The organism is Demequina lignilytica, from assembly GCF_030418305.1.
GTDB classification, from domain to species: Bacteria; Actinomycetota; Actinomycetes; order Actinomycetales; family Demequinaceae; genus Demequina; species Demequina lignilytica.
On record NZ_JAUHPX010000007.1, the window covers coordinates 61,744 to 81,602 of the forward strand.

Sequence of the window (19,859 nt, forward strand, 5' to 3'; positions counted from 1 at the left end):
GAATGACGAGGCGCCCCGCCCCACCAGGGGGCGAGGCGCCTCGACGTCGAACGATGCGGACCTCAGAGGCCGGCGTGGAACGTGCGCGACAGCACGTCCATCTGCTGCTCCTTGGTGAGGCGGACGAAGTTCACCGCGTAGCCCGACACCCGGATGGTCAGCTGCGGGTAGTTCTCCGGGTGCTCCATGGCGTCCTCGAGGACTTCGCGGTTGAGGACGTTGATGTTCACGTGGAAGCCCTGCGACACGTTGTACGCGTCGAGGATGCCCACCAGGTTCTTCACCTGGTCCTCGCGGTTGCGGCCCAGGCCCGAGGGGACGATGGACGTGGTCAGCGAGATGCCGTCCTGCGCCTCGTCGTAGGGCAGCTTGGCGACCGAGAGGGCCGAGGCCATCACGCCGTGCACGTCGCGGCCGTTCATCGGGTTGGCACCCGGGGCGAAGGGCTCGCCCTTGCGGCGGCCGTCCGGGGTGTTGCCCGTGTGCTTGCCGTAGACGACGTTCGAGGTGATGGTCAGCACCGACTGGGTGTGCACCGCGTTGCGGTAGGTCGGCTGGTTGCGGACCTTCGCCATGAAGCGGCCCACGAGGTCCACGGCGATGTCGTCGACGCGGTCGTCGTCGTTGCCGTAGCAGGGGAAGTCGCCCTCGACGGTGTAGTCCACCACCAGGCCGGTCTCGTCGCGCACCGGGGTCACCTTGGCGTACTTGATGGCCGACAGCGAGTCCGCCGCGACCGAGAGGCCGGCGATGCCGCAGGCCAGGGTGCGGAGGATGGTGCGGTCGTGCAGCGCCATCTCGATGCGCTCGTAGGCGTACTTGTCGTGCATGTAGTGGATGCAGTTGAGCGCGTCGACGTAGGTCTCGGCGAGCCAGTCGAGCAGCTTGTCGTAGGCCTCCATGACCTCGTCGAAGTCCAGGACCTCGCTGGTGATCGGGGCGGACACCGGGGCCACCTGCTTGCCCGAGATCTCGTCGCGGCCGCCGTTGATCGCGTACAGCATCGACTTGGCGAGGTTGACGCGGGCACCGAAGAACTGCATCTGCTTGCCGACCTCCATGGCGGAGACGCAGCAGGCGATCGCGGAGTCGTCACCGCAGACGGGGCGGATCAGCTCGTCCGACTCGTACTGGATGGCGGAGGTGTCGATCGAGACCTTCGCGCAGAAGTCCTTGAAGCCCTGCGGCAGCTTGTCCGACCAGAACACCGTCAGGTTCGGCTCGGGGGCCGGGCCGAGGTTGTACAGCGTCTGGAGGTAGCGGAACGAGGTGCGGGTCACCAGCGGGCGACCGTCCTGGCCGATGCCGCCGATGGTCTCGGTGACCCAGGTCGGGTCGCCGGAGAACAGGGCGTCGTACTCGGGGGTGCGGAGGAAGCGGACGATGCGCAGCTTGATGACGAAGTCGTCGATGATCTCCTGCGCGGTCTCCTCGGTGAGGGTGCCCTCGGCGAGGTCGCGCTCCATGAAGACGTCGATGAAGGTCGAGGTGCGGCCCAGCGACATCGCGGCGCCGTTCTGCTCCTTGACCGCGGCGAGGTAGCCGAAGTACAGCCACTGGACGGCCTCGCGGGCGGTCGCGGCGGGCTTGGAGATGTCGTAGCCGTACTTGGCGGCCATCTCCTTGAGCTCCTTGAGCGCCTTGATCTGCTCGGAGTTCTCCTCGCGGTCGCGGATGATGTCCTCGGTCGAGCGCTCCATGTCGAGCTCCATGCGCTCGAGCTTCTTGCCCTCGATCAGGGCGTCCACGCCGTACAGCGCGACGCGGCGGTAGTCACCGATGATGCGGCCGCGGCCGTAGGCGTCGGGCAGGCCGGTGACGATGTGGGAGGAGCGGGCCGCGCGGACGTTCGGCGGGTACGCGTCGAAGACGCCGTCGTTGTGGGTCTTGCGGTACTTGGAGAAGATCTCCTCGAGCTCGGGCTTGACCGGGTAGCCGTAGGTCTCGAGCTCCTTGACCACCATGCGCCAGCCGCCGAACGGCATGATCGCGCGCTTCAGCGGGGCGTCGGTCTGGAGGCCGACGATGATCTCGTTGTCCTGGTCGATGTAGCCGGCGTCGTGCGCGGTGATGAGCGCGGGGGTCTCCCAGTCGACGTCGTAGACGCCCTTCTCGCGCTCCTCGGGGAACATCGCGGAGAGCTTGTCCCAGATGCCGGTGGTCCGCTCGGTGGCGCCGGCGAGGAAGCTGTCGTCACCCTCGTACGGGGTGTAGTTCGCCTGGATGAAGTCGCGGACGTTGACCGCGTCGCACCAGTCGCCGGTGGTGAATCCACGCCAGGCGTGTGCGCGGGGGTCGCTCGCGTCGTCCTGGATGGTGTTCTGAACGGCCTCGGTAGTCATCTGGATGATCTCCCTCTCCATGTGGGCCCTTGTGAGGCTTCTCTCGGCAGCTCCGGGGCGGCCGCCTCATGAAAGTCACGTTACGACCGCGGGGTCCCCGATGCTCAGGACAAAGGGCCTGTCCACTAATTAGGTTGGGTAAAGGTTTCGTCAGATCGTGGTAGAACGTGCGCGCGCCGTCGCGCTCAGGTCGACCCGTCCCGGAAGCCACGCTACGCCGAACAGCAGCGGCGCGCGCAGGGAGACCACCACCTCGACGGTGACGCCGTCGGGCGACGATGCGCGCACCAGGGACACGCCGTCGAGGCCCTGACGGGCGGACGATGCGGCGAGCTGGGCGCGCGCCTCCTCCTCCAGCCGCCCCGGGGACAGCCGGGCGTCGCCCTCGGCGTAGTAGGCGCCCAGGTCGAGGGCGTCCGCCGCGGCCAGGGCGGCCTCGTCGGCCGCATGGGTCAGCCGGGCGCGCTGCAGCTGGATCTGGGTCGAGGCGGCGACGGTGAGCACCACGCCCAGCACGATCACGAGGATGCCGATGGTGATGACGGAGACGGAGCCGCGGTCCTCGGCACGGAGCCGGTTCATGGCACGAACCCGTCGACGGGGCTGGACGCGACGGCGCTCACCGTCAACGACAGCGGCATCCGCGCCGTCAGCGCCTCTGGGACGCCGGGCAGCGCGACCTCGATCTCGACGCCGACGTCGAGTGTCGTGCCCGGCGCGAGGCACCCCGACGCGCAGTCGAGGTCCAGCCGGGCCGCGTCCGGATCAAGTCCGAAGTCCTCGAGGGTCATGGCGAGCGCGGCGACCGCGGCAGAGCCGGCCGCGGCGCGGGACGCGCTGCGGTCCGCGCCGGCGCCGGCCGCGTCCAGACCCGCCACCACCGCCGCGCGGGCCGCCGAGTACGCGCCCGACTCCACCGCATAGGTGGCGGACTGCAGCCGTGCGAGCGCCGCGATCAGGTAGAGCACGGGCACGAGCACCAGCAGCGTGAGCGCGATCAGCTCGAGCGTCGCGGCGCCGGTATCGCGGTCAGGGCGCACCGAGCGCCGCCTCATCGAGCGCGCGGGCGGTCGCGGCGACGGTGCCGGCGCGCCAGATCCCGAGCACCGGCGCTCGACCCTCGACCGTCACGCGCACCGCCTCGAGCCCGCCCGCGTCGGCGGCCTCGATCCGCACCTCTGCCGCCACGCCGACCGAGTCCCGCGCGCACGACTGGGCACGCGAGCGGGCGTCCTCCACCGCATCGTCCCGCGCCGCGATCCGCGCGGCCTCGGCCGCGCACGCGGTAAGCGTGTTGCGCGTGTGCACGGCGACGGCGACCTGGATCAGCCCGAGACCGACCGCGACCACCAGCAGGATCGCGAACAGGTGCTCGACCAGCACGCCGCCCCGGTCATCCACCGCTGACGGACTCGAGCGCGGAGGTGAACATGTCACCGAGCGCCGGGCCCGCGAGCGCCCACAGCCCGGCCACGAGCCCTGCCGTCATCAGCGTGATCAGCACCCACCCGGGCACGTCTCCACGGTCGTCGAGCTGCCGCCTCCACTTGTCCATGCGTCCCCCCTTGTCGGAACCGTCGCGGCCGGTCGGCCGCCACGCCTAGCCCCCCAGCCTGATCGCCGCCAGGCCCGGGTACATCGCGAAGACCACCGTCACCGGCAGGATCACGAACACCACCGGGACGAGCATCGCGATCTCCCTCTTCCCGCCGTCCTCCATCAGCTGTTGCCGCGACCGCTCGCGCACCTGCGCGGCCTGCCCGTGGAGCACGTCCGCGAGCGGTGTGCCGCGCTCCATCGCGGTCACGATCGCCGCGACCAGGACGGCCACCGAGGCGTCCCCGGTCCGCGTCGCGACCTGATCGAGGGCCGACTCGACCGAGGCGCCGGTGCGCGTGGAGGCGACGGCGACCCTGAGCTCGTCGCCCAGCACTCCGCCCACGTTCGCGGCGATCCTTTCCAGCGCGGCTGTGACTCCCGCCCCGGCGACCACGGCGAGGGCGAGCAGCTCCGCGATCACCGGCAGCTCCGCACGGATGCGCGCGCTGCGGCGCCGCGCCTGCCACGCGAGGGCGGCGTCCGGAAGCGCGGCTCCTGCGGCGCCGAGGCTCAGCGCGATGACGACGCCCACCACCGCCGACCGGCCACTGCCGAGCGCGAGCGCCCCGATCACGAGCCCGAGGCCCAGTCCCGCCGCGCCATGCGCGAGCTGCCGGGCGCGGTGCTCGTCGGGGGTCCTGGCGACACCTGCGCGCTGGAGCCTCGACTCGACATCGCGGTCCGGCCCGGCGACGCGCGCGACCAGGTGCAGCGCATCGGCTCGCAGCACGCCGGCCAGCTGCGCCGCCCCGGTGGCGCCGCCGTGGCCGGCGCCGACCCGTCGCAGGCCGAGTCGGCGCTCCAGCGAGAAGCGGCGCGCCGCGACCCATGACCACACGAGCGCCAGACCGAGGCCCAGGGCGCCGACGATCCCCCATGCGCCCCCGGTCATCGCAGCACCCTCGGCTCCTGCGGCAGGCGTCCGACCCGCAGCATCAGGCGGTAGGCGACCGCGCACGCGACGGCGCCGCCCAGGAGGACGGTCGCGCCGCCTGCCGTGTCGAACGCGTCGACGGCCTCGGGGCGCGTCGCCAGGACGGCGAGCAGGATCCAGGGTGCGGCGACCGCCAAGCGGGCGGCGTTGACCGTCCAGCTCTGGCGGGCCTCGAGCTCGCCACGCGTGCGCGCCTCGTCCCGCAGGAACGCCGCGAGCGACCTCAGCACGCGGCCGACCTCGGTGCCGCCGAGCTCCCGCGCGAGCCGCATCGACTCGACGATCCGGTCGGCGACCGGATCCGACAGGCGTTCCTTGAGCGCGTCCAGCGACTCCGCGAAGCGGCCCGTCGCACGGTAGTCCTCGGCGAACGCCGCGAACGGGGCGCGCAGCTCCTCGGGGCCACGGTCGGCGATCCGTGCGAGCGCTTCCGGAAGCGCGAGCCCGGCCCGGACCCCGCTCGCGAGCGAGTCGATCGCCGCGGGCCAGGCGTCGCGCATGGCGGCCGACCGGCGGCGGGCGCGGGAGCGCACCCACGCGAACGGCACCCACGCGGCGCCGCACGCGAACACCAGCGACACCACCGGCGAGCCGCTCACCGCGAGCACGACGAGCGCGACCGCGAGGCCCGCGCCGACCGCGGACGCCAGCAGACCGCCCGCACCCACGCCGGCCAGCCCCGCGGCGGCGAGCGTGTCGTCGAGGTTCTCGAGCACCGCCCACCTCCCCCGACGGCGACGGGGCACGCCCCACCACGACCACCAGACCAGCAACGCTCCGATCCCCAGCACGAGCCCCAGCACCACCTCCATGTCAGGCCGCCAGCAGCTCGCCGAGGCGGTGCCCGGCATGCGCGAACCGATCGGGGTGAGGCGGGAAGCCCGAGGCGCGGACGAGCGCACCCTCGCGCCGCACGAAGATGTCCGCGGTCTCGATCACGCCTCCCTCCGCCCTGCCCGGGACACCGAGGATCTCGCTCACCTGCCGCGCACCGTCGGCGGCGAGCTCCACGTGGACCACGAGGTCCACCGCGGAGGCGACCGCGGGCACCACGAACCTGTCCGACACGTTGTCGCCCGCCAGCAGCGGCAGGGTGCACAGCTTCGCGAGCGCATCGCGCGCGGAGTTGGCGTGGATGGTGCACATGCCAGGGACGCCGCTGTTCAGCGCGATCAGCAGGTCCAGCGCCTCGGCCTCGCGGACCTCGCCGACGATCAGGCGGCTAGGCCGCATGCGCAACGCCTCCTTGACGAGGCGGCGCAGGGTGATCTCGCCGGTGCCCTCGAGCGACGGCTGGCGGCATTGCAGGGCGACCCAGTCGCGGACCCCGACGGCGAGCTCGAACACCTCCTCGCAGGTCACCACCCGCTCGCGACGCGGGATCGCACCGGCCATCGCGCCGAGCGTGGTCGTCTTGCCGGCCTGCGTGCCTCCCGACACCAGCACCGTGAGCCCCGACTCCACCGCGGCCTCGAGGAACGAGGCGGCGCCGGCGGTGACCGTCCCGAGTGCGACCAGGTCCCGCACGTGCGAGGCGCGGGCCACGTACTTGCGGATGTTGACCGCCCAGTGACGGCGTGTGACGTCCGGGATCGCGACGTGGAGGCGCTCCCCGCCCGGCAGCGCGGCGTCCACGAACGGGCTGCTCATGTCGAGGCGCCGGCCCGCGAGCGCGAGCATGCGCTCGACCAGGGCGCGGACCGTCTCGTCATCGAGCAGGATGCTGGTGAGCTCGCTGCGGCCGCCACGGGCGACGAAGACCTCGCGAGGAGAGTTCAGCCAGATCTCCTCGACCTCCGGGTCGTCGAGCAGCGGCTGCAACGGGCCGAGCCCGGTGATCGAGTCCAGGACGGTGCGCTCGGTCCGCACGCGATCGCCGACGGGATCGGCGCCGGACGCGAGCGCACGCTCGTCCCACTCCTCGATCGCGCGCGCCACCAGCGGCCTGACCGCCGCCGCGTCGCGCAGCGGATCGACGCCCGCGGCACGCACCCGGGCGCGCACGGTCGACTCGATCTCAGAGACGGCGTCTCCCCCCATGAAAAGGGACATTACTGAGGAATGGGACATCCCGGTACCCCCTGTTGAGGGGGCACGGAGGCGTGCCGGGACCGCTACGCGTCGGCGTGGATGAACTTCAGGTTCACGAACACGTCCGCCGCGCGCAGACCCTCGGCGTGACCCATGCCGCTGGCCTTGACCCCGCCGAAGGGGAGCTCGGGCCTGAGGTCGAGGCCCCGGTTGATGCGCACCATGCCCGCGTCGATCGCGTCCGCCACGCGATCCGCCTGGGCGGGATCGGTGGTGAAGACGAACGCCCCGAGCCCGTAGGCGGTGTCGTTGGCGACCGCGATCGCCTCCGCCTCGTCGGCGACCCGATGCACCGTCGCGACCGGCCCGAAGATCTCCTCGCCGTACACGGGATTCCCCGGCGCGACGTCGACCAGGACCCCCGGCGACAGCAGGGCCCCGTCGCGGTCACCGCCGGTCAGGAGCGTCGCCCCGTGAGCGACGGCGGCGCTCACCTGCCCCTCGACCCGTTCCGCCGCCTCGACCGAGCACAGCGACCCGATCTCGACGTCGTCGACCTCGGGATCGCCCACCCCCGCCGCGGCCATGCGCGCCACCAGGCGCTCCGCGAAGGCGTCGTGCAGCTCATCGATCACGATGAAACGCTTAGCCGAGCAGCACGCCTGCCCCTGGAGGATCATCCGGTTCCAGAACGCGGTCTCGACCACCGCGTCGAGATCGTCGGCCGACAGCACCACGAACGGATCCGATCCCCCGAGCTCGAGCGCCACCTTCGTGAGGTTCCGCCCCGCGACCTCGGCGACCGCGGCGCCGGCCCGCCGCGAGCCGGTCAGCGACACCCCCGCCACGCGCGGGTCGGCGATCGCGTGCGCCACCTGCGCGTTCGACGCCCGCAGCGTGACCACGGCCCCCGCGGGCACCCCCGCATCGTCCATCACGCGCTGGAGCGCCTCCGCCGACCCGGGGCAGTGCGGGTCGGGCTTCACGATCACCGTGTTGCCGATCGCCAGGTTGGGCGCGATGAAGCGCATGGAGAGGTGGACGGGCGCGTTCCACGGCACGATGCACAGCAGCGCCCCGGTCGGGGTGCGGCGCACGAATCCGACGCCGTCGCCGGACGTGTCCACCGGCATGTCCGCCGCCAGCTCGACGGCGTGATCGGCGAAGTACTCGGCGAGCCCCGCGCCGTAGTGGGCCTCGCCGGCGCCGTGGCCGGTCGGCTTGCCCGTCTCGCGCCGCTGGATCTCCCCGAACTGGTCGGCTCGCTCGCGCAGCAGTCCGGCGACCGCGCGGAGCGTCGTGGCGCGATCCTCGGGCGCCGCCGGGCGGGCCCACGCCCGGTAGGCATCGTCGGCGGCGGCGATCGCGGCGTCGACCTCGGCGTCGGTGGCCTGGTCGTAGTCCGCGTGGCGGTGACCCGTGTAGGGATCGGTGACGGCGTACCCGGACATGGCGCCTCCTCGCGCTGGATCGCGAAGGGAACCACGGGCCGGAGCGCGACAGGCGGCTCCCCCCGGGGTACTTCCGCCACGCCCCTCCAGCACGCTAGCACCGGCGACGGGACGATGCGGGGGGGCGGCCGAGCGCCTACGCCACCATCACGGCGACCACGGCGGTGCCGAGGTAGGCGGCGGGCAGCGCGATCCCCTCGAAGCCGATCCCCTTGCGGTCGCGCACGATCAGCCCGGCGGCGAGGATCGCGGTGATGAGGATGGTGCCGCCGAGCAGCACGAGGCTCGAGGCGCCGGCCGCCGCGTACACGGGCCCGTCCATGTAGAAGACGTCGGACACCGCGATCAGCAGCGTGTCGAAGACGTTGCCGCCGATGATGTTCGCGACCCCCAGCGTGAGGGCGCCGATCCGCACCGCCGCGATCAGCGTCACCAGCTCCGGCAGGGAGCTGATGATCGTGGTGAGGGTGAACCCGGTCACCGACGACGGCCAGCCGGTCGCCGCGACCACGCCGAGGCCCGCGCGGCCGATCACCCATCCGGTGACGCCGATGATCACGGCGAACAGAGCGAGGCGCGTCCAGAGCACCCGGACGGGGGTGTCGGAGGGCTCGTCCGGCTCGTCCTCAACGGTGTCGGAGGTCTGCTCCGGCTGCCACGTGGGCTGCTCGCGGATGCGCTTCACCAACCCGAGGCCGAGCACGTACAGGATCGGGATCATGATCGTCACGGGATGCACCCACCCGATCGCCAGGTCCGGCGTCGCGTAGGCGATCACGGGCAGCGACAGCAGCCCCACCAGGATCAGCGCCTGCAGCACGTTCTCGAGGCTCGCGGCGGCGTGCTCGAGGTTGGCGCGGCGGTAGATGAGGTCGGCGATCGCGAGCCACACGGACTGCACCGCCACGCCGCCGACCGGGTTCGCGAGCGCGAAGGCGGCGTCGCCCTGCAGCGCTCCGGTGGCGGCGGCGACGATCCCGGGCAGGCTGGTCACGCCGCCCAGGAACAGGGCACCCGCCAGGGCCTCCCCCATCCCGGTGCGGTCCGCGAGCTCGTCGGCGGTGCGGGCGAGCCGCACCCCGACTACGATCACGGCGCCCACCGCCAGGGCGAGCGCCACCACGCTGGGCACGAAGGGCCAGGCTCCTCCCACGCGCTCCCACCTCCCGCATCGTCCGGTCCCTGCGAGGCGCAACCGGGCATAATCCCTGGATGTTCCCCGGCACGATCCCACCGCACGCGCCTACCCTGGACGCATGTGCGGCCGCTACGCGAACTTCCTCACCGAGCAGGAGCTCGTCGACGCCTTCGAGATCGCCGTGATCGCGGACGACGCGCGCCTGGCGCCTCGGTACAACATCGGGCCCATGCAGGACGCGTCGATCGTGGTCGCCCGCCAGGAGGGCGCCCGCACCCTGGAGACCGCGCGGTGGGGGCTGGTGCCCGTCTGGGCGAAGGACCCGAAGGTGGGGGTCCGCGCCTTCAACGCCCGCTCGGAGACGGTCGCCGAGAAGCCCACGTTCCGCTCCGCGTTCGCCAAGCGCCGCTGCCTGGTGCCGGCCAACGGGTACTACGAGTGGCACACCGAGGGCACGGAGAAGACCCCGTACTTCATCCACCGGGCGGACGATGCGCCGCTCGCCTTCGCGGGCCTGTACGAGTTCTGGAAGGACAAGGCCCTCGGCGACGAGGCGGAGTGGCTCGCGACCTTCTCGATCGTGACGACGGCGGCGCGAGGCGAGATGCAGGAGATTCACGACCGCCAGCCGGTGATGCTCACCCAGGACGAGGCGGATGCGTGGCTCGACTCCGCGTCGACGCAGGACGACCTGTGGGCGGCCATCGGGGCCCCGGCGCCCGAGCTGACCTGGCACCGCGTGGGCAAGGCCGTGGGCAACGTGCGGAACCAGGGGCCGGAGCTGGTCGAGCCCGCCTGAGGGCGCTGAGCCTCCCGCAGGAGTCGACGATGTGCCGGGAGGGGCGCTGACTTCCCCGCAGCGGGTGGAGGCGGGGTGGAGGCGGGGCGGGGTCGGGGCGGGGGCGGGGCGGGGTGGGGGCGGGACCTGGGGGCGGGGGTCGGGCGGGGCGAACCAACTTACACTTGTACGACAAGCATCTGGGGGCAGAGGCCGGGGAGCGCAGTGATCAGGATCGGGATCGTCGAGGACGACGCGGCCTGCCGTCGGGACCTGCTCGACCACCTCGCGCGCTACGCCGAGGAGAACGACGTCCAGTTCGACCTCCGCACCTTCCCCGACGGCGAGGACATCGTCGAGGGCTACCGCCCGCAGTACGACATCCTCTTCCTCGACGTCGAGATGCCGGGCATGGACGGCTTCGAGGCGGCGCACGCGATCCGCGAGGTCGACACGGACGTGGTGATGATCTTCGTCACCAACATGGGCCAGTACGCGATCAAGGGCTACGAGGTCGACGCCCTCAGCTACCTGCTCAAGCCCGTCCCCTACTTCGCCTTCGCGCAGGAGCTCACCCGCTCGCTCACGCGGCTCAACAAGCGCGAGTCCCGCGGCGTGGTCCTCAGCGTCAACAACGCGCTGGTCCGCCTGGACCCCAGCGAGATCGTCTACGCCGAGTCGGTCAAGCACCGCATCACCATCCACGCGCTGGACCGCGTCTACACCTTCTCCGGCACCCTCAAGGCGCTCGAGGAGGAGCTGGGCGACCACGGCTTCTTCCGCTCCAACAACTGCTACCTGGTCAACCTCCAGCACGTGAGGCGCGTCGACCAGTCGACGTCGGTGATGACCAACGGCGCCGCCCTGACCGTGAGCCGGCCGCGCAAGAAGGCCTTCATGGACGCCCTCGCCGACCACATGGGCGGGAAGCGGTGATCCCCATCGAGGACGCCCTCCAGGACATCCCGCGCTGGCTCACCGGCACCGCCGAATGGGGTGCCGCGCTCGTGTACATCCTGCTCGCCCCCAAGCGCCTGCGTCGCGTCCCGCTGATCGCGGCGCTCGCGGGCGGGCTCATGCTCCTGTGGGGCGTGCAGGAGCTCGCCGGCTCGCTGCCGCTGGGCCTGTGGTCGCTCGGCATGGTGCTGGCGGGCGGCGCGATGTACGGGCTCATCTGGCTGTGCGTGGACACCGACGCGAGGGGCGCGGGCGACCTGTTCGCCCGCGCGTTCGTGCTGGGCGAGCTGATCGCCTCCCTCGAGTGGCAGCTCGACCAGCACTTCTTCGGCGGGCCCGACTGGACCTGGCAGCGCGTCGTGCTGCTCGCGGTCGTCGTGGGCGGCTCGCTCGGCGCCGCCTTCCTGGTGGAGCGGCGCAACTTCCCGCCCGGGCTCCGGATCGCGATCGACGGCCGCATCCTCGCGTCGACCCTCTCGATCGCCCTGGTCACGTTCCTCATGTCGAACCTCAGCTTCATCTCGGACACGGGGCCGTTCTCCGCGCGCGAGGGCCGCGAGGTGTTCTACGTGCGCACGCTGGTCGACCTGGCCGGCTTCATCGCCCTCTACGCGATGCGCAGCCAGCGCCTCCAGCTGCAGCGGGCGATCGAGAACCAGTCGATGAACACGCTGCTGCGCACCCAGCACGAGCAGTACCTGGCCTCGCGCCAGCAGGCGGACGCGGTCAACGCCCGCTACCACGACATGAAGCACTACATCACGGCGCTGCGGGGCGAGGAGGACGAGGGCGTCCGGGCCCGCCTCGCCGACGAGCTCGAGGAGTCCGTCCGCGGCTACGGCGCCTCGGCGCTGCGGACCGGCAACTCCGTGGTGGACACCATGCTCGCGACCAAGGTCGCGCAGGCGGAGACGCGAGGGATCACCGTGACCTGCGTGGTCGACGGCTCGGTGGTCGACTTCATGGACGTCATGGAGATCGTCACGGTGTTCGGCAACGCGCTCGACAATGCGATCGAGGCGACCTCACGGGTGGCGGACCCGGAGCAGCGGCTCATCCGCGTCGCCGTCTACCGGCAGGGCGACTTCGCGGTGCTGAGGTTCGAGAACTACTTCGGTGGCGAGCTGCGCCTGGTCGACGGCCTGCCGCCCACGACCAAGGACGACTCGCACCACCACGGCTACGGCCTGAAGAACATCCGCCAGGCCGCCGCCGCGCACCAGGGCACCTTCACCGTCCACGCCGAGGACGGCTGGTTCGTGCTGCGCATGCTGGTGCCGATCCCGGGCTGACGCCGGCGGGGGGACGATGCGTCGGCTCAGTTGAAGCCGACGCGCCACTGCGCCGCCTTGTATGCGGCGAGGGTGACCTTCCGGCCGGGCTTGCCCGGCAGGTTGATGATCTGGCCGAGGGCGCCGCGACGCAGGCGGCGGTGCAGCGTCGGGTCCTCGTCGCGGATGGAGCGCCACAGGGCCTCCTTGGCGACGATCGCGTCGTCGGTGCCGGAGCGCAGCAGCAGCGTCGAGGACACCGCGCAGATGATCTCGAGGTAGTGCGTCATGTACCGGTACGCAGCGTGATCGGGCGAGATCTCGGTCATGGCGTGCTCGGTCATCATCCGGTTGACGCGGAGCTGCTGGTCGAGCCGGCCGATCATCACCTGCTCGGAGACCGACTGCCCCTCCCGGCCGATGAAGTAGCGGTACAGGTCGACGTCGAGGTAGTAGATCCGCTCGACGTACGGCAGCGGCATGTACGCGAAGATGTTGTCGACGTAGAACGTGTGCTCGGGGAGGCGCAGCCCGACCTCGCGCAGCAGCTCGGTGCGGTACACGATCGAGTGCATGAGGAAGTACTGGGTCTTGCGCAGCTTCCCGACCTCGTCCCAGCCGAACACGCGGGCCTGGGGCAGGGCCCGGCGGTAGCGGACCGCGCGCTTCTTCTCGCGGCCCTCCTTCTCGTAGACGAAGTTGCTGAGCACCATGTCCACGCCGTCCGAGTCGGCGTCGAGGCGCTTGAGCGTGGCCAGCAGCTCGGCGAGCGCGTCCGCGTCGACCCAGTCGTCCGAATCGACCACCTTGAAGTACCGCCCGGTCGCGACCTCGAGCCCCACGTTGATGGTGGAGCCGTGACCGCCGTTGACCTTGTGGATCGCGCGCACGCGGCCCGGGTACCGGTCCGCGTACGCGTCGGCGACGTCGCCCGTGGCGTCACGGGAGCCGTCGTTGACGATCAGGATCTCGACATCGTCCCCGCCCACGAGGAGGGAGTCGATGCAGCGGTGCATGAAGTCCGCGGAGTTGTAGCTGGGGACGACGACGGAGAGGGTGGTCATGATGGGTCAATCATCCCATGTCACGAGCGCGCCGCGTCGGGACCCTCCTGGACGGTCTCGAGATCGCGCTCGACGATCTCCTCGGCCGTGTCCTCGGCCGCCTCCGCGGCGTCGGATTTGAAGATGACCTTGAAGATCGGGAAGAAGATCCAGAACGCGATCGCCGAGTTGATGATCATGGTGACCACGTCGGCCACGGCCTCGCCGCCGGACGGCCAGACGCTCTTGCACCAGGCGTAGATGGGCGCCTTGTAGAAGCCCTGCGCGGCCGCCGCGCCGATCGTGATGAGGAGGTACGCGATCACGTACCAGAACGCCGCCTTCGCGACCGAGTTGTTCGCCTTGAAGGTGATGGTGCGCTGCGCGAAGAAGTTGATGACCTGGGCGATCGCGATGGTGATCTGGACGGCCAGGAAGTACGCGAGGCCGCCGCCGATGCCGTCCGCGTCGACGGGCCCGGCCGGGTAGTCGAAGATGTAGTACTGCGAGCCGTCGACGTTGGACCCCACCGGCCAGATCTGGAACGCGACGTCCACCAGGGCGGTCTGGTAGAAGACCCACTTGAAGATCGGCATGAGCGCCAGCTGCAGCACGGTGACCCCGTTGCTGAGCAGGAAGAACATCAGGAACTGGGCGGTGTTCGGGCGCTTGGCCTCGAACCTGCGCCACGCGTTGACGATCGGCTTGAGCATCTCGGGTCTCTCTCTCAGCGCGCGGCCTGCGCCGGTGCGGACGCCGCGGGGGTCGGGTGGTCGGCGAGCTCGGCGGTGAGGCGCTTGGACTCGCGCGCGTTGCGCACGAATCCGGAGGCCGTGGCGCCGACGCCGCGGAGGAGGTGGCCGTTGGCGATGTCGACGATCCCGTCGACCATGTCCATCGAGACCGCGCCGTTGGTCATCTTGCCCATCGCGCGGAACGGCATGTTGTACAGGAAGAACAGGTTGAGGTCGGGCTTGCCCTTGCGCTGCGAGCGCGCGATCAGGCCCTTGAGCGCGCCGGCAGCGCCGCGCGCGAGCGGGCTCGGGGCGTGATGCATCGCGAGCAGCGGCGAGTTCGCGTCGAGCGGCTCCCGCTCGCCTGACGCGGTCGGGAGCGCGCGGCCGAGCAGCGCCTCGAAGTCGACGTCCGTCACCGCGACCACGTCGCCGGTGCGGTACACCGCGGGGGCCGGGTCGGCCGCCACGGTCGCTCCGTCGACGTGCAGGACCGCCGCGACCGGCAGGTCCCTCACGTGCGAGCCGACCGCCACGCGGTACTCCCCCGCCTCGGTGACCCACGCGTCGGCGGCGGGGTCGAAGGTGCGGAACGTGTACCGGTCGAAGGGGATCTCGACGGTGGTGCTCGCGCCGGGCGCGAGCTCGACCTTGGCGAAGCCCTTGAGCTCGCGGACGGGACGATGCGCGCCGTCGGTGACGCGCTCGACGTACAGCTGGGCGACGTGGCCGCCCGCCACGGCTCCCGTGTTCGTGACCGTCGCGGTCGCCCCGGAGGCGGTGACCACCAGGTCGGAGATCTCGAAGGTCGTGTAGCTCAGCCCGAAGCCGAACGGGAACAGGACGTCCGCGCCCACGCTCTCGTAGTAGCGGTAGCCGACGTACAGGCCCTCGCGGTACTCCGAGGCGTCGCCGAGGCCCGGGTAGTACGCGTGGCTCGGGTTGTCCTCGAGGCGTACCGGGTACGTCTCCGCGAGGCGGCCCGAGGGGTTCACCCTGCCGGTCAGCACGTTCAGCGTCGCCTCGGCACCGGCCTGGCCGCCGAGGTAGCCGTGCACCAGGGCGTCGGTCTGCTCGAGCCACGGCATCTCGATCGCCGAGCCGGCGGACAGCACCACCACCACCGGGACGTCCTCGCGGTGGAGCGCGTCGAGCAGCCCGATCTGGTTGGCGGGCAGGCGCATGTGGGTGCGGTCGTTGCCCTCGGACTCGCTCGTCTCGTCGAGGCCCAGGAACACCAGCGCCACGTCCGCGCTGCGCGCGGCCTCGACGGCCTCGGCGAGCAGGCCCGCGTCGGGCCCGCCGGTGCGACGGAAGCCCTGCGCGAAGCGCACCAGCTCGAGGCCCGAGCCGGGCAGCGCGTCGAGCACGGTGGACAGGCGGGTGGGGTTCACCAGCGAGGAGCCGGCGCCCTGGTAGCGGGGGGTCTGCGCGAAGTCGCCGATCACGGCGACCCGGGCTCCCGCGGCGAGCGGGAGCAGGCCGCCGGCGTTGCGCAGCAGCACGTGGCTGGACTCTGCGACGCGGCGTGCGAGCTCGTGGTGCGCCTGCTCGTCGACGGCGCGAGCCAGGGACGGGTCGATGCGCTCGACCAGCGTCACCATCTCGTCGACGCGGGCGTCGAGGTCGGCCTCGGCCAGACGGCCGGCGCGCAGGGCGGTGACGATCTGCCGGGCGGAGTCGAGCCCGGGCGACGGCATCTCGAGGGTGCCGCCGTTCTCCACGGCCGTCACCGCATCGTTCGAGCCGCCCCAGTCGGACACGACCGCGCCGTCGAAGCCCCAGCCGTCGCGCAGGATCTCCTGCAGCAGGTGGGCGTTCTCGTGGGCGTAGGTGCCGTTGACCTTGTTGTAGGCGGACATGATCGCCTTCGGCGAGGACTCCCGCACCACGATCTCGAAGGCGGTGAGGTAGATCTCGCGGAGCGTGCGCTCGTCGACCACCGAGTCGGAGGCCATGCGGCGGTGCTCCTGGCTGTTCGCCGCGAAGTGCTTGGGGCAGGCGCTCACGCCCTGCGACTGGATGCCGCGCACGTAGGCCGCGGCGAGCTTGCCGGACAGGTAGGGGTCCTCCGAGAAGTACTCGAAGTTGCGCCCGCACAGCGGCGAGCGCTTGATGTTCAGGCCGGGGCCGAGCACCATGTCGACGTCGAGCGCGGCGGCCTCGGCGCCCAGGGCCTCGCCCAGCGCCGTGGTGAGCTCGGCGTCCCACGAGTTCGCGACCGTCGCGGCCGTCGGGAAGCAGGTCGCGGGCGCGGAGCCGTTGATGCCGAGGTGGTCGCCGGAACCCAGCTGCTTGCGGATGCCGTGGGGGCCGTCCGACAGGTTGAGGGACCGGATCCCGGCACGCGGGACGGCACGCGTCTCCCAGACGCTCGCGCCGCTCAGCAGCGCGGCCTTCTCCAGCTCGGTGAGCTCGTGGGACATGGTGGCGGATTCCTTGGGGTGGCGCGGCTCGACGCCGCGGGCTGACGGATGGAGGGGGCGGGGCCCGGGGTGCCGCGCCGCGTGACGCGGCACCCCGGGCGCCCGATCAGGCGTCGACCGTCTCGGCGACGGGCTCGGTGACCTCCGCCTCGGGGGCGCCGGCCGTGCGGCGGCGGACCCGGACGACGACCATCGCGATGAGACCCGCGATGATCAGGCCCACGCCGCCGGTGATGACCCAGCGCCACATCTGCCACGCCGGCGGCGTGTAGGTGATGGTGCTGGCCGGGGCGATGCCGTCCATGGCGTTGGAGTTCGCCACGGTGAACAGCATGTGGTGGGCCACGGTGCGCAGGTTCGAGACCGCGAGCGCCGAGGTGGTGTCCTCGAGGACCTTGAAGGGCTCGAAGGTGAGCATGTGATCGGTGCCGGCGTCGATCGCCTGGTCGGGGTACATGTACCCGTACAGGTTGAAGTCGGTGATCACGAAGCCCTCGAAGCCCCACTCGTCGCGGAGCACGTCGGTCATGAGGGCCTTCGAGCCGCCGGCCCAGGTGCTGCCGATGCGGTTGAAGGAGCTCATCATGGCCATCTGGCCGACCTCGGCGGTCTCGACGGTGCCCTCGTCATCGGAGATGTACGAGATCTCGCCGGTGACCTCCTTGACGGGGATCTCGAACGCCTTCAGGTAGATCTCGCGGATCGCCTGCTCGTTCGCCCACGAGGCGACACCGTTGTTGACGCGGTTGGTCTCCTGGTCGTTCATCGCGAAGTGCTTGAGGAACGTGTACACGCCCTTGGTGAGCGCGCCCTCGGAGGTCGCCTTCGCCATCTCGCCCGACAGGACCGGGTCCTCCGAGTAGTACTCGAAGTTGCGGCCCGCGAAGGGCGAGCGGTGGATGTTGAGCGCCGGTGCGTACCAGCCGTTGGCGCCCATCTGCAGCGCCTCCTCGCCCACCTGCGCGCCCATGCGGTGCGCGATCTCCTTGTTCCACGTCTGGGCGATGACCACCTCGGACGGGTACGCGGTGCCGTTGTAGGCGTCGTTGAGGAAGGACGAGAAGCCGGCGGGGCCGTCGAGGTCGACGGTGGCGGGCTTCACGACCGACTCGATCGCGTCGGTGTTGTACGCGCCGTTGAGGATGACCTTGGTGATCTCCTCGACGGTGAGCTGGTCGAGCATGTCCTCCCACAGCGGGTGGTCGAAGTCGAGGCCGCGCAGGTCGATGAGCTGCAGGCCGTTCTCCGCACCGGTCACGGGCATCTCGGCGTCCGAGGCCTCGGCGGCGGCCGCGGCGTCGTAGGCGTCGAACGCGGCGACGATCTCGTCGGTCGCGGTCAGGTCCGCCTCGGTGGGAGCCGTGGGCCAGGTGCCCGCGAAGTCCGCACGCGAGAGGTTGACGATCTTGCCGTCCTCGGCGGTGTCGCTGAAGAGGGCCGAGACGTCGTCGAACTGGTTGGTCGCGGCGACGCCGTCGGACTCGCGCGGGTTGTCCTCGCCGTAGACGATCGTGTCGCCCACGGTGTAGCTGATCGGCTCGACGCCCTCGGCGAGGGTGTGCGAGTCGGTCTGCACGCGGAGCTCGTAGTCGCCGGCCTCGAGCACGTAGGCGCCCGCGGTCTCGTAGTCGTAGGACGCCATGTCCTCGACCGCGAGGGTCAGGGTGACGGTCTCGGACTGGCCCGGCTCGAGGAGCGAGGTCTTCTCGAAGGCGCCGAGGACGACCTCGGCCTTCTCGATGCCGCCCGCGGTGTAGGGCGCGTTGTAGTACAGCTCCACGACGTCCTTGCCCGCGACGTCGCCGGTGTTGGTGACGGTCACGTCGACGGTGATGTCGCCGTCGGTGCCGCCCAGCTCCTCACCGGCGATCTCCCACGAGAAGTCGGTGTAGGACAGGCCGTAGCCGAACGGGTAGACCACGGCGGAGTCGTAGTCGATGAAGCCCTCGGCGGCCGCGGTCTCGTAGTAGCGGTAGCCGACGTAGATGCCCTCCTCGTACTGGACGAAGTAGCCCGGGCCGTTGACCGAGTCGACGTTGGAGTACTGGAAGTTGCCGAAGTTGCTCCAGGTCGGGTCCTGGGTGAAGTCCGCGGACCAGGTGTCGACCGTGCGACCCGACGGGTTGACGGCGCCGCTGAGCACGTCGCCCACGGCGTTGTAGCCGGTCTGACCGGGCGAGCCGATCAGCAGCACGCCGTCGATCTCCGGGTCGTCCTGGATCACGCCCATCTCCATCGAGGTGGACGCGTTGACCACGACGATCACGGTGTCGAAGCTGGCCTTGGCCACCTCGAGCATCGCCTTCTCGTCCTGGTTGAGCTCGAGCATGTGCTCGCCCGCCTGCGCGCGCTCGTCCGCCGCGCCGGGCACGTCGGTCATGTCCTGCGCGAGGTCGCCGCCCTCGCCGCCGCCACGGCCGATCACGACCACGGCCGCGTCCGCGTAGTCCGCGAACGACGCGGTCGCCTCGTCGGTGTACTGGTCCACCGGCATCTCGCCGATCACGTAGGTCGAGCCCGCCGGGTCGTCCATGACGATGTCGGCCTTGGGGGCGTCCGCGGCGAACGACTCGAACATCGCATACGCGGTCGGGTTCACGTCGAAGCCCGCGTTCTCAAGGCCCGTGATGGCGTTCACGGCCGTCGACGTGTCGACCGAGCCGGAGCCGGCGCCGCCGAACACGGGGTCCGCGGAGAAGCGGCCGAGCAGCGTGACCTTCGCGCCCGAGGCCAGCGGCAGGGCCGCGGCCTCGTTCTTCGCGAGCACGACGCCCTCGGACTCGATCTCCTCGACGAGCGCGAACGCGTCCTCCTGCTCGGACTCGAGCGAGTCGTAGGACGCCTCGTTGTAGTCGGTGTCCCAGTCCTCGGTGCCCTCGGCGGTCTCGATCGTGTAGGTGCCCTCGCCGAGCTGGGTGTTGACCCAGGACCCGAAGATGCTGATGGCGACGTTCGCGACCACCGTGAGGATGATCAGGAACGCGATGACGGGGACCCAGATGCCGAGATACTTGCCGTTCGACATCGGCGGCTTCTTTGCCGAATCTGTACTCACTTTGCCTCTCCTTGCACGCCCGCCGTGAGCATCGTCCCCCCGCGGGGGCATGATGCGCGACCACGGGCGTGTGGTCGGACCGCCTCAGACGGCCGTGTGT

Annotated in this window: 17 protein-coding genes; 3 read left to right on the forward strand and 14 right to left on the reverse strand. The window is 71.1% G+C overall.

Annotated features, from left to right (window positions below):
• Positions 1 to 62: 62 nt before the first annotated feature.
• The 10 genes from pflB to QQX10_RS11600 form a co-directional block, all read right to left on the reverse strand.
• The gene (gene pflB, locus QQX10_RS11555; protein ID WP_301121453.1) at positions 63 to 2,342 is read right to left on the reverse strand and encodes a formate C-acetyltransferase; all 2,280 of its coding nucleotides are present in this window, start codon (positions 2,340 to 2,342) and stop codon (positions 63 to 65) included.
• A 150-nt stretch (positions 2,343 to 2,492) separates the two neighbouring features.
• Positions 2,493 to 2,924, reverse strand: coding sequence for a pilus assembly protein TadG-related protein (locus QQX10_RS11560; RefSeq protein ID WP_301121336.1), 432 nt, complete (start codon positions 2,922 to 2,924; stop codon positions 2,493 to 2,495).
• Complete coding sequence (locus QQX10_RS11565; RefSeq protein WP_301121338.1) at positions 2,921 to 3,382, reverse strand: pilus assembly protein; 462 nt, start codon at positions 3,380 to 3,382, stop codon at positions 2,921 to 2,923. The genes QQX10_RS11560 and QQX10_RS11565 overlap by 4 nt, the downstream gene beginning before the upstream one ends.
• Entirely contained in the window at positions 3,372 to 3,743 is a 372-nt protein-coding gene (locus QQX10_RS11570; protein WP_301121340.1) for a TadE/TadG family type IV pilus assembly protein, read from the reverse strand. The genes QQX10_RS11565 and QQX10_RS11570 overlap by 11 nt, the downstream gene beginning before the upstream one ends.
• Complete coding sequence (locus tag QQX10_RS11575; RefSeq protein ID WP_301121342.1) at positions 3,736 to 3,897, reverse strand: hypothetical protein; 162 nt, start codon at positions 3,895 to 3,897, stop codon at positions 3,736 to 3,738. Before QQX10_RS11575 ends, QQX10_RS11570 begins: the two co-directional genes overlap by 8 nt.
• Positions 3,898 to 3,942: 45 nt before the next feature.
• Positions 3,943 to 4,833, reverse strand: coding sequence for a type II secretion system F family protein (locus QQX10_RS11580; protein WP_301121344.1), 891 nt, complete (start codon positions 4,831 to 4,833; stop codon positions 3,943 to 3,945).
• The gene (locus tag QQX10_RS11585; RefSeq protein ID WP_367281277.1) at positions 4,830 to 5,726 is read right to left on the reverse strand and encodes a type II secretion system F family protein; all 897 of its coding nucleotides are present in this window, start codon (positions 5,724 to 5,726) and stop codon (positions 4,830 to 4,832) included. Before QQX10_RS11585 ends, QQX10_RS11580 begins: the two co-directional genes overlap by 4 nt.
• Complete coding sequence (locus QQX10_RS11590; RefSeq protein WP_301144560.1) at positions 5,689 to 6,915, reverse strand: TadA family conjugal transfer-associated ATPase; 1,227 nt, start codon at positions 6,913 to 6,915, stop codon at positions 5,689 to 5,691. The genes QQX10_RS11585 and QQX10_RS11590 overlap by 38 nt, the downstream gene beginning before the upstream one ends.
• Positions 6,916 to 6,989: 74 nt before the next feature.
• A complete protein-coding gene (locus tag QQX10_RS11595; protein ID WP_301121348.1) occupies positions 6,990 to 8,357 on the reverse strand; it encodes an aldehyde dehydrogenase family protein in 1,368 nt (455 codons plus the stop codon).
• A gap of 136 nt (positions 8,358 to 8,493) precedes the next feature.
• Entirely contained in the window at positions 8,494 to 9,489 is a 996-nt protein-coding gene (locus QQX10_RS11600) for a sodium:calcium antiporter (protein WP_301121350.1), read from the reverse strand.
• A 124-nt stretch (positions 9,490 to 9,613) separates the two neighbouring features.
• Between QQX10_RS11600 and QQX10_RS11605 the strand changes: the two genes are divergently transcribed.
• The 3 genes from QQX10_RS11605 (at position 9,614) to QQX10_RS11615 (ending at position 12,522) form a co-directional block, all read left to right on the forward strand.
• Positions 9,614 to 10,294, forward strand: coding sequence for an SOS response-associated peptidase (locus QQX10_RS11605; protein ID WP_301121352.1), 681 nt, complete (start codon positions 9,614 to 9,616; stop codon positions 10,292 to 10,294).
• A gap of 204 nt (positions 10,295 to 10,498) precedes the next feature.
• A complete protein-coding gene (locus QQX10_RS11610) occupies positions 10,499 to 11,209 on the forward strand; it encodes a LytR/AlgR family response regulator transcription factor (RefSeq protein WP_301121354.1) in 711 nt (236 codons plus the stop codon).
• Positions 11,206 to 12,522 carry an ATP-binding protein gene (locus tag QQX10_RS11615; protein WP_301121356.1) on the forward strand — a complete coding sequence of 439 codons (1,317 nt, stop codon included), beginning with the start codon at positions 11,206 to 11,208 and terminating at the stop codon, positions 12,520 to 12,522. Before QQX10_RS11610 ends, QQX10_RS11615 begins: the two co-directional genes overlap by 4 nt.
• Positions 12,523 to 12,548: 26 nt before the next feature.
• Here the strand turns inward: QQX10_RS11615 and QQX10_RS11620 are convergent, their stop codons facing one another.
• From QQX10_RS11620 to QQX10_RS11635, 4 genes are all read right to left on the reverse strand, one after another.
• On the reverse strand, positions 12,549 to 13,565 hold the full coding sequence (locus QQX10_RS11620) for a glycosyltransferase family 2 protein (protein WP_301121358.1): 1,017 nt from the start codon (positions 13,563 to 13,565) through the stop codon (positions 12,549 to 12,551).
• Between the two features lie 20 nt (positions 13,566 to 13,585).
• Positions 13,586 to 14,257 (reverse strand): hypothetical protein, encoded by a 672-nt coding sequence (locus tag QQX10_RS11625; protein WP_301121360.1) that lies wholly within the window; start codon positions 14,255 to 14,257, stop codon positions 13,586 to 13,588.
• 14 nt (positions 14,258 to 14,271) lie between these two features.
• A complete protein-coding gene (locus QQX10_RS11630; RefSeq protein WP_301121362.1) occupies positions 14,272 to 16,704 on the reverse strand; it encodes a glycoside hydrolase family 3 C-terminal domain-containing protein in 2,433 nt (810 codons plus the stop codon).
• Positions 16,705 to 16,810: 106 nt separating this feature from the next.
• On the reverse strand, positions 16,811 to 19,729 hold the full coding sequence (locus tag QQX10_RS11635; protein ID WP_301121364.1) for a glycoside hydrolase family 3 C-terminal domain-containing protein: 2,919 nt from the start codon (positions 19,727 to 19,729) through the stop codon (positions 16,811 to 16,813).
• Positions 19,730 to 19,859: the final 130 nt, after the last annotated feature.